The organism is Streptacidiphilus monticola, assembly GCF_042658505.1.
Lineage (GTDB): Bacteria > Actinomycetota > Actinomycetes > Streptomycetales > Streptomycetaceae > Streptacidiphilus > Streptacidiphilus monticola.
The window spans coordinates 161,914-171,645 of the sequence record NZ_JBHSQJ010000031.1 but is presented as its reverse complement, the minus strand read 5'-3'; the positions used below and the strand labels follow the sequence as shown (position 1 = coordinate 171,645).

Below are 9,732 nucleotides of genomic sequence, written 5' to 3'. Positions count from 1 at the left end.
TCCTTCGTTTTCCAGCTTAGCAGACGATTCCTTGTCGGTTTCATCCGCCCCCCGCCGGAACGGGGTTTGTCGCTCGGCGACGCCCACTACGTTAGCGCAATTCCCGGCAGGCCGGAAATCGGCTCCCGTGCGCTCATTCCGCACATTCCGAATAGCCCTCGCAGACACGGAGGCCGAAGCGACGCGCGTCAGAAGGTCTGACTCGAGAGTGAGGTGATGAACTGCGGGTTGGTCGGTGGGGGCCGGTGCGGCGGATCGATGACCCGTACGACACACCCGCCCGAACCAGGCGACTCGACCAACGTTAGACGCTGCTCTCCGGGGAGTCAAACAGGACAGGCGAGAACTTCGGAAGTTCTCGCCTGTCCTGTCAACCGACTTGTCCGGCAGGTCAGTTGGCGACGAGCTCGATGGCCGCGAGGTTGCGCTTGCCGCGGCGCAGGAGGAGCCAGCGGCCGTGGAGGAGGTCACTGGCGGTGACCACCGCCGCCTCGTCGGAGACCTTCTCGTTGTTCACGTAGGCGCCGCCCTCGTTGACCGTTCGGCGGGCGGCCGAACGGCTGGCCGAGAGGCCGGAGGCGACGAAAAGGTCGACAAGTTCACCCAGTTGGTCGACCTTCGCGTACGGCAGTTCGGCCACAGCCGCGGCGAGGGTCTGCTCGTCGAGGCCGCCCAGGTCGCCCTGGCCGAAGAGGGCCTTGGAGGCGGCGACCACGCGGTCGAGCTGCTCCTGGCCGTGGACGAGGGCGGTCAGTTCCTCGGCGAGCGCGCGCTGGCCGGCGCGCTTGAAGGGCTCCTCGACGGTGAGCCGCTCCAGCTCCTCGATCTCCTCGCGCGACTTGAAGCTGAAGATGCGCAGGAAGTTCGGCACATCGCGGTCGTCCGCGTTGAGCCAGAACTGGTAGAAGGCGTAGGGGCTGGTCAGCTCGGCGTCGAGCCAGACCGTGCCGGTCTCGGTCTTGCCGAACTTGGTGCCGTCGGCCTTGACGATCAGCGGGGTGCCCAGCGCGTGCACGGACTGGCCCTCGGCCTTGCGGATCAGGTCCGTGCCGGCCGTGAGGTTGCCCCACTGGTCGCTGCCGCCGGTCTGCAGGGTGCAGTGGTAGCGGCGGAACAGCTCCAGGTAGTCCATGCCCTGGAGGACCTGGTAGCTGAACTCGGTGTAGCTGATGCCGGCCTCGGAGTTGAGGCGGCGTGCCACGGCCTCTTTGGCGATCATGTTGTTGACCCGGAAGTGCTTGCCCACGTCGCGCAGCAGGCTGATGGCCGAGAGGCCCGAGGTCCAGTCCAGGTTGTTGACGACACGGGCCGCGTAGGGGCCCTCGAAGTCGAGGAACTTCTCCACCTGGCGGCGCAGCTTCTGCACCCATTCCGCGACGACCTCGGGGTCGTTCAGCGTGCGCTCGGAAGTGGGGCGGGGATCGCCGATCAGGCCGGTGGCGCCGCCGACCAGGGGGAGCGGGAAGTTGCCCGCCTCCTGGATCCGGCGCATGGTCAGCAGCTGCACCAGGTTGCCCATGTGCAGGCTGGGGGCCGTCGGGTCGAAGCCGCAATAGAAGGTGACCGGGCCGTCCGCGAATGCCTTGCGCAGGGCGTCCTCGTCGGTGGAGAGGGCGATGAGCCCGCGCCACTTGAGTTCGTCGACGATGTCGGTCACGGTCCGGTTCCCGCTTTCGTGAATGAGGAGTGGTGTCGGCCTAGGGACATGGGAACTCTAGCGCGGGGCGGGAGTCGACCGTTTTTTGGCGACGTGGCGGCGGTAGGGGCTGACGGTGGGGTCGCCGTCGATCCAGAAGCGCCAGGGGGTTTCGTGAGCACGGGAGACGCCGGTCCGGGGTCCGCAGCGGATCAGGTCGCCGGGTGCGGGGACACCGGCGTGGACCCGGACCGGTGCGGCCGGGTCGCAGATGTCGACGCCGTTGAGGCCCCGGTCGAAGGCGAGGGCCGAGGCCAGTCGGCCGGGGCCCTTCGCCAGTTCGGCGGGCTTCTTGGCGGTGGCCCGGCGCAGCGTGGCGTGGGCGTGGCCGTCCACCACCTCGCCGGCGCGCAGGAGCACGGCGTGGGAGCGGCCGACCGGGCCGCAGACCAGGTTGGCGGCGTGGTGCATGCCGTAGATCCAGTACACGTACAGGTGCCCGGCGGGGCCGAACATCACCTCGTTACGGGGGGTCGGGCCGCGCCAGCCGTGGGAGGCCGGATCGTCGGTGCCCTCGTAGGCCTCGACCTCGGTGATCCGCAGCAGGATGCGCTGGTCCGGCTCCTCGCGGACGAGGATGCGGCCGAGCAGCTCCGGGGCCACGAGGTGGGCGGGGCGGGCGAAGAACGCGCGGGGCAGGAGGTCACCGGTCGGCACAGCAGTCACCTCGGGATTCTCGCACCGGGGTCCGACCGGCATGCCGTGCGACGGGACGGTGCGGACGGCATAGGCTCGCCGTGGCCGGTCGGTCCCGTCGCGATCGGCCATGAGAGAGAAGGAGGTTGACGACATGTCGGAACAGAAGCGCCGACCGCTCCCCCACGACTTCCACCCGCCGGTCCCCTCGTTCGAGGTGGCCAGCACGGATCTCGAGGACGGCGGCACGCTGCCGGACGCCCACGTCTATGCCAAGGGGAACACCTCCCCGCAGCTGAGCTGGTCCGGGTTCCCGGAGGGCACCAAGAGCTTCGCGGTGACCTGCTACGACCCGGACGCGCCGACCGGCAGCGGCTTCTGGCACTGGTCCGTGTTCGACATTCCCGCCGACGTGACCGAACTGCCCACGGGCGCGGGCACCGGGGACTTCAAGGGCCTGCCCGCCGGAGCGGTGCAGGTGCGCAACGACTACGGCACCCGCGACTTCGGCGGCGCGGCCCCGCCGCCCGGGGACGGCCCGCACCGGTACGTGTTCACGGTGTACGCGGTGGACCAGGAGAAACTCGGCCCGGACGCCGACGCGACGCCCGCCGTGGTCGGTTTCAACCTGCGCTTCCACACGCTGGCCCGGGCCCAGCTGATCGCGGAGTACGAGGAGCGTTAACCCGCAGCTCAGCGAAATTGCGTTGTTGCGGCACCCGGCCCGCCCGCAAAGTGGGGGCACCTCGCCCACCGGGGGCGGGCCGAGTCGTGCCGAGGGGTGGCCGGGATGCGCAACACGCTGGTGCTCAATGCGAGCTACGAGCCGCTGGCTGCGGTGACGCAGCAGCGCGCGGTGGTGCTGGTGCTGCAGGACAAGGCGGTGGTCGAGGAGGCCCATCCGCTGCGAGTGGTGCGCGGCGGGACGCTGGAGCTGCCGGCGCCCCGGGTGGTGCGGCTCAGACGGTACGTCAAAGTGCCGTTCCGACAACGGGCCGCGTGGTCGCGGCGGGGCGTGCTGGTGCGGGACGGGTTCCGCTGCGCGTACTGCGGACGCCGGGCCACGACCGTGGACCACGTCGTGCCGCGGTCCCGCGGGGGCGGGGACACCTGGCTGAACACCGTGGCTGCGTGCGCGGCCGACAACCACCGGAAGGCTGACCGGACTCCGGAGCAGGCCGGCATGGTCCTGCTGCGGAAGCCGTTCGAGCCGACGCCGCAGGCGTCGCTGCTGGCGGCGCTGGGCATCGAGGGCTGGCCGGCGGTGGCCTGAGCTCCGCCGCCGGTACGTCCCGTCGGCAGCCCGGCCTACTGCCCCGTCCACAGGGTCGCAGCGGTGTGGTAGCTCGTCGTGTACTCGGGGAGGGCGACGACGACGCGGTCGCGGAGGAGGAGCCTGCCGGAGCCGAGCAGGGAGCCGGTGTTCTGCGGGAACTGGCCGCCCACGGTCTCCTTGCCGGTGGTCAGGTCGAGCCGGCTCAGCCGGGCGGGCTGACCCAGGCGCTCCTCCGTCGCCACCACGGCCGCGGTGTCGTCGACCGCGACGGGGACGGACTGGCCTTTCTCCTGGACGGCGGTGCGCCACAGCTGCTGACCGTTCGTCAGGTTCAGGGCGACGAACGCGGTGGCCCCCGCGGTGCCGGCCGCAGAGGTCGACGGCTCGACGGCGGCGACCAGCGTGGTGCCCTGGAAGAACAGGGCGGGGGCCGGATCGAAGGTGCCGTGGGTGGAGTCCAGGCGGCCGCCGGTCTGCGCGACCGGGACGGTGCTCTGGACGTCGCCCTTGTCGGTGAAGGACATCAGCGTGTCCTTGGCCGGGTCGCTCATGTGGACCGCGACGACGGGCGGGGTGGCCGAGAGCACCGTGTACGAGGCGGCGTTCTGCGGCAGGCCGCGCCACCAGCGGAGCTTGCCGCTGGCCGCGTCCAGGGTGATGGCCTGCTGCTTCGGGCTGGTGTCGGCGCAGGTGCTCTGCAGCAGCACGGTGGTGCCGGTGCCGTTGCCGGAAAGGGCGCAGTACTTGCCGGGGCCCGTGTAGCTCCAGCTCTGCTTGCCGGTGGCGGCGTCGTAGCCGTACGCGGCGGAGTCGCCGACGGCGACGACGCGGGTGTCGTCGACCATGACCTGGCCGCCGTAGTTCTTGGTGGCGCCGGAGATGCTCTTGGTCCACTTCGCCTTGCCGGTGGCCGTGTCCACGGCCACCAGCTGGGTGCAGGCCTGGCCGGTGCCGGGCTTGGGCTGGAACAGGACGGCGCCGACGCCGTCGGCGTTGGCCGTCGCGGACATGGCGCAGGGGACGGCTCCGGACCCGGGCGCCGCCACACTCCACAGCTTGTGCCCGTCGGCGAGCGCGTATGCAGTCACGCCGCTGGCGTCGCCGCGGACGACGGCGGAGTCGAGCAGCCACGCGCCGAGGAGCCCGTCGTTGCCGCCGGAGCCGACGGTGTCGGCGGGCGCGGCCCAGGTGCGGGTGTGGCTGGTGCCGACGTCGGTGGTGCTGTGACGACCGGCGGCCGCGGCGCTGCTGGGCGTGTCGGCGCCGTTGCCCGCCACCGTGATCCCGACGCCGGCCAGGACGATGAGGGCGGTGGCGCCGACGCCGGCGCGCAGCAGGAAGGTGCGCCGGTCGGTGCCGGGGGCGCGCCCGGTGGCGGCGTCGAGGAGGCGGCGGCCGAGGCCAGACGGGGCGTCAGCAGCCGCTTCCCGGGCCGGCTGCTGGTCCGGGGCGGCTTCCGGCTCGGGCTCGGGCTGCGACGCGGGGGCGGGCTGCGCTGTCGGCGTGTCGGCGGTGAACTGCTCCGCCGCCGGGGCCTCGGCCTGGAGCGGGAACTGCTGCTCCGCGGCGTATCCCTCGGTCCCGCCGGTGTAGGGGTCGTACCAGGCCTGCGTCTGCTGGGCGGCGGCCTGCTGCTGCTCAGAGGTCCAGTACTGGCCGGGGTCGTAGTACTGCTGCGGCTGCTGCGGCTCCGCGTACCCGGCCGGGTAGGCGGTGTACTCGGCGGGCTGCTGGTAGTCCTGATAGACCGTCTGCTGTGCTGCGGCGTAAGGGTCGTAGTACTGCTGGGGCTGCTGCGGGTCGGCGTACTCGTAGCCGTAGGGCTGCTGGTAGTAACCGGCGTAGGGATCCTGCTGCGGCTGCTCCTGCCAGTACTGGCCCGAGTGGTCGGGCTCGACGCCGTGCGCGTCTCGATCCATGGGTGGTCCCGCTTCCGCCTGCTCGATGCGTCCGACAGCATCTCACAGCAGCAGCCGCGCGATGGCGACACAGCCGACGGCCACGATGACGGCGCGCAGGGCGACGGGGGGCAGTCGGCGCCCGACCCGGGCGCCGATCTGGCCGCCGATGACGGAGCCGCCCGCGACGAGCAGCGCGGCGGTCCAGTCGACGGGGGCGGCGAAGGCGAAGAAGAGCCCCGAGACGGCGTTGACGATCAGTGCGAGCACGTTCTTCACGGCGTTCATCCGCTGCAGCGTGTCGGCGAGCAGCAGCCCCATCAGGCCGAGCAGCAGCACGCCCTGGGCCGCGCCGAAGTACCCGCCGTAGACGCCGGCCCCGAACACGCCCAGCAGCAGCGGGAGTCCGCCGTGCGGGTGCGGGTCGCCCTGGCGGCGGTCGGCCACCCAGCGGGCGAGGCGGGGCTGCAGCACGACCAGGACCAGGGCGAGACCGATCAGCACGGGGACGATGGCCTTGAACGCGTCCGCCGGGAGCACCAGCAGCAGGACCGCACCGAGCAGGCCGCCGAGCAGGGACGCGCTGCCCAGCCGCAGCAACCGGTCGCGCTGGCCCCGGAGTTCGGCCCGGTAGCCGATGGCTCCGCTGATCGAGCCGGGCACCAGGCCGATGGTGTTGGAGACGTTGGCGCTGACCGGGGGCAGGCCGACGGAGAGCAGCACCGGGAACGTGATCAGGGTGCCCGAGCCGACCACGGTGTTGATGGTCCCGGCGCCGACGCCGGCGGCGAGGACGCCAACTGCCTCCCACGGTGACATGCGCGTCCCCTCCTGTTCGACCGGGCTTCTCGTCGTTCGAGCCGATCATGGCAGGAGGGGACGGGGTCAGGTCACTCCGGGTCGATCTGTGGACGCTCGGTCCGCTTGTCCAGCGGCGTGGGGCCGTCCGCCGGGCCGGTGGCCTGCGGCGGGACGGCAGCGGAGCCGTTGGCGCCGGTCAGGTTGGTGAACGCGCCGCCCAGGCCCTTGAGGGCGTCGCCGACCTCGCTGGGGATGATCCAGAGCTTGTTGGCGTCGCCCTTGGCCAGCTCGGGCAGCGTCTCCAGGTACTTGTAGGCGAGCAGTTTCTGGTCGGCGTCACCGGCGTGGATGGCCTCGAAGACCGTGCGGATGGCGGCCGCCTGGCCGTCGGCGCGGAGGACGGCGGCCTGTGCCTCACCCTCGGCCTTGAGCACCTCGGCCTGCTTCTGGCCCTCGGCGGAGAGGATGGCCGCCTGGCGCTGGCCCTCGGCGGTGAGGATCGCGGCGCGCTTGTCGCGGTCGGCGCGCATCTGCTTCTCCATCGAGTCCTGGATGGAGGTCGGCGGCTCGATGGCCTTGAGCTCGACGCGGTTGACGCGGATGCCCCACTTGCCGGTCGCCTCGTCCAGCACGCCGCGCAGGCCGGCGTTGATGGTCTCGCGGGAGGTGAGGGTGGACTCCAGGTCCATGGAGCCGATGATGTTGCGCAGCGTGGTGATGGTCAGCTGCTCGATGGCCTGCAGGTAGCTCTGCACCTCGTAGGTGGCCGCGCGCGGGTCGGTGACCTGGAAGTAGATGACCGTGTCGATGTTCACGACCAGGTTGTCCTGGGTGATCACCGGCTGCGGCGGGAAGGGCTGCACCTGCTCGCGCAGGTCGAGCCGGTTGCGCACGGTGTCGATGAAGGGGACGACGATGTTCAGCCCGGCGTTGAGGGTGCGGGTGTAGCGGCCGAAGCGCTCCACGATCGCCGCCTGCGCCTGCGGGATGACCTGGATCGTCTTGACGAGGGCGATGAAGGCCACCACCACCAGGACGATCAGGACGATGATCACGGGTTGCAACGGGGACAACTCCCTTGACGCTGTGGACGCTTGACGGACACTCGGAGGGTCGGGAAGGTCAGAGGACCAGGGCGGTGGCCCCGTCGATGGACGCGACGCTGACCTGCTCGCCGGGCTCGAAGCGGGCCCCGGCGGCGAGGGCGCGGGCGGACCAGACCTCGCCGCGCAGCTTGATGCGCCCGCCGTGCTCGTCCACGGCCTCCAGGACCAGGGCGGTCTGCCCGGGCAGGGCGTCGACACCGGTGCGGGAACCGGGGGCCGGCTTGGTGAGGTGCCGGACGGCGATGGGCCGGACGAAGACGAGGAGGGCGACGCTGACCGCGAGGAACACGACGATCTGCAGCGGGACGCTCAGCCCCAGCCCCGCGGAGAGCGCGGCGGCCGCCGCGCCGAGGGCGAACATGGCGAACTCGGGCATGGCCGTGACGACCAGCGGTATGCAGAGGAGGGCAGCGCCCAGGAGCCACCAGATCCAATCGTCCACGGGATCAGTCTAGGCGTCAGATGCCTTTCCTGGCAGGGGCTTTGCCATGCACCGCGCAGGGGCGCGCGCGACGGCTCGCGTGCGCCCCTGCGGGAGCTGACGGCTGCGGGTCAGCCGAGCGGAAGGCCGCGCGCCGACCAGCGTCCGTCCTGGTGGTCGAGGGTGAGCGGCAGGCCGAAGCAGTGGGACAGGTTGCGCGGCGTGAGGGTCTCCTGAATCGGACCGGCGGCCAGCACCCGGCCCTGACGGATCATCAGGATGTGGCTGAAGCCCGGCGGGATCTCCTCGACGTGGTGGGTGACCATCACCATCGCCGGGGCGTTCGGGTCCTGCGCCAGCGCACCGAGACGGCGGACCAGGTCCTCGCGGCCGCCGAGGTCCAGGCCGGCGGCCGGCTCGTCGAGCAGCAGCAGCTCCGGGTCGGTCATCAGGGCGCGGGCGATCAGCGTGCGCTTGCGCTCGCCCTCGGAGAGGGTGCCGAACTTGCGGTCGGTGAACTCGGCCATGCCCAGCAGATCGAGCAGGAGCCGGGCGCGGGACTCGTCGGTCTGGTCGTACTGCTCGCGCCAGTGGGCGGTCATGCCGTAGGCGGCGGTGAGCACGGTGTCCAGCACGGTCTGGCGCTTGGGCAGGCGGTCGAGCATGGCCGCGCCGGCGGTGCCGATGCGGGGGCGCAGCTCGAAGACGTCCACGCTGCCGAGCTTCTCGCCGAGGATGGCGGCGGTGCCCTGGCTCGGGAAGAGGTAGCTGGAGGCGACCTGGAGCAGAGTGGTCTTGCCGGCGCCGTTCGGTCCGACGATCACCCACCGCTCGCCCTCGGCGACGGCCCAGGACACCTGTTCCAGCAGCGGGCGGCCGTCCCGGATCACGGACACGTCCACCAGCTCGAGAACGTCGCTCATTGCGTACGCCTTCCCCAAGTACAGAGTTTTCCCTTCGGCAGGGGAAAACCTACGCCACGAGACTGTCCGGACGCTCCGTAGGCTGGCTGCCATGACCGAAGAAGAGGAGCTGCGTTCGGCCCGTCTGGTCGCCTGGGGCAACGCCTGGTTCGCCGGGCTGACCTCTCCGGACCACCTCGCGGAGGCCGTGCGCGGGGACGACGCCGCGCACCAGGTGGTGGGGCTGCCGGGCGGCGGCACCCCCGGACTGACGCTCGCGCTGGGCGAGTTGCGAGGCCTGGGCGCGACAGGCCTGCGGCTGGCGCTGCCCGAGCCCGGGCACCCGCTGGGACTGACCGGCCCGCCGGAGTTCAACGCCCGCGCGATGGAGGCGGGCGAGGCGGTGCTCGCGGTGGGCGTGCCCTGGGGACTCGTCCCCGAAGTGGTGTGGCACGGATCACCGGACGGCGAAGGGGACGACGGCCTGACGGCGGTGACCTGGCACGCGCTCCCGGTGAATCCGGGCGTACCCGCCGATGTCCCCGCATTGCGGGACGCGGAACGGGAGTTGGCGCAGGGCATGCGCGAGGCGACGGACCTGCTGCTGCGGTTGGACGTCGCGGGCGCGGGTCCTGCGGTGCAGGACGCGCTGCGGCGGTTCCGGCGCGGGGAGGAGGGGACCGTGCTCGCGCCCGGCTATCCGCCCCGGGTGGTGAAGGTCCTGGACTCGGCACGGCGGGTGGCCGCGCTCCTGGAGATCGCCGCGATGAGCGAGGGGGCGGCGGTCAGCGCCGGCGAGATGGCCGCCCGCAGCGGCGCCCTGCGGCCGCTGGCGCGCAGCGCGCGCCGCGCCCAGGTGGCCGCGTACAACGCCCTCGTGGACGAGGCCCCGCGGTAGCCCCGGGGGGCGGGAGGGTTCGTGCCCTCGGCAGCGCTCGCGGTGGTCCCACCCCACTGACTCCGCGGGCGCGCGGCGCAGGGCCCGTTTCAACCAAG

At 71.9% G+C, this 9,732-nt stretch carries 10 protein-coding genes; 3 read left to right on the top strand and 7 right to left on the bottom strand.

The genetic code is table 11. The features are described from left to right. Positions 1–391 precede the first annotated feature (391 nt). Both tyrS and ACFP3V_RS09070 read right to left on the bottom strand, forming a co-directional pair. Entirely contained in the window at positions 392–1,657 is a 1,266-nt protein-coding gene (gene tyrS, locus ACFP3V_RS09075) for a tyrosine--tRNA ligase (RefSeq protein WP_380581718.1), read from the bottom strand. Positions 1,658–1,714: 57 nt separating this feature from the next. Beyond that, the gene (locus ACFP3V_RS09070) at positions 1,715–2,362 is read right to left on the bottom strand and encodes a DNA-3-methyladenine glycosylase (RefSeq protein WP_380581717.1); all 648 of its coding nucleotides are present in this window, start codon (positions 2,360–2,362) and stop codon (positions 1,715–1,717) included. Between the two features lie 124 nt (positions 2,363–2,486). Between ACFP3V_RS09070 and ACFP3V_RS09065 the strand changes: the two genes are divergently transcribed. Both ACFP3V_RS09065 and ACFP3V_RS09060 read left to right on the top strand, forming a co-directional pair. Continuing rightward, positions 2,487–3,017, top strand: coding sequence for a YbhB/YbcL family Raf kinase inhibitor-like protein (locus tag ACFP3V_RS09065; RefSeq protein WP_380581715.1), 531 nt, complete (start codon positions 2,487–2,489; stop codon positions 3,015–3,017). A gap of 105 nt (positions 3,018–3,122) precedes the next feature. Continuing rightward, positions 3,123–3,605: an HNH endonuclease gene (locus ACFP3V_RS09060; protein ID WP_380581713.1), complete on the top strand. Its 483-nt coding sequence runs from the start codon at positions 3,123–3,125 to the stop codon at positions 3,603–3,605. 35 nt (positions 3,606–3,640) lie between these two features. On the opposite strand, the gene ACFP3V_RS09055 is transcribed toward ACFP3V_RS09060, so the two are convergent. The 5 genes from ACFP3V_RS09055 to ACFP3V_RS09035 form a co-directional block, all read right to left on the bottom strand. Continuing rightward, positions 3,641–5,527: an outer membrane protein assembly factor BamB family protein gene (locus ACFP3V_RS09055; RefSeq protein ID WP_380581711.1), complete on the bottom strand. Its 1,887-nt coding sequence runs from the start codon at positions 5,525–5,527 to the stop codon at positions 3,641–3,643. A 42-nt stretch (positions 5,528–5,569) separates the two neighbouring features. Then, positions 5,570–6,325 (bottom strand): sulfite exporter TauE/SafE family protein, encoded by a 756-nt coding sequence (locus ACFP3V_RS09050; RefSeq protein WP_380581709.1) that lies wholly within the window; start codon positions 6,323–6,325, stop codon positions 5,570–5,572. Positions 6,326–6,396: 71 nt separating this feature from the next. Continuing rightward, the gene (locus tag ACFP3V_RS09045; RefSeq protein WP_380581707.1) at positions 6,397–7,371 is read right to left on the bottom strand and encodes an SPFH domain-containing protein; all 975 of its coding nucleotides are present in this window, start codon (positions 7,369–7,371) and stop codon (positions 6,397–6,399) included. A gap of 58 nt (positions 7,372–7,429) precedes the next feature. Further along, positions 7,430–7,855, bottom strand: a complete 426-nt coding sequence (locus ACFP3V_RS09040; protein ID WP_380581705.1) for an NfeD family protein — start codon at positions 7,853–7,855, stop codon at positions 7,430–7,432. Positions 7,856–7,965: 110 nt separating this feature from the next. Beyond that, positions 7,966–8,757: an ABC transporter ATP-binding protein gene (locus ACFP3V_RS09035; protein ID WP_380581703.1), complete on the bottom strand. Its 792-nt coding sequence runs from the start codon at positions 8,755–8,757 to the stop codon at positions 7,966–7,968. Between the two features lie 91 nt (positions 8,758–8,848). Between ACFP3V_RS09035 and ACFP3V_RS09030 the strand changes: the two genes are divergently transcribed. Then, positions 8,849–9,634: a hypothetical protein gene (locus tag ACFP3V_RS09030; protein WP_380581701.1), complete on the top strand. Its 786-nt coding sequence runs from the start codon at positions 8,849–8,851 to the stop codon at positions 9,632–9,634. The last annotated feature ends 98 nt before the right edge of the window (positions 9,635–9,732 follow it).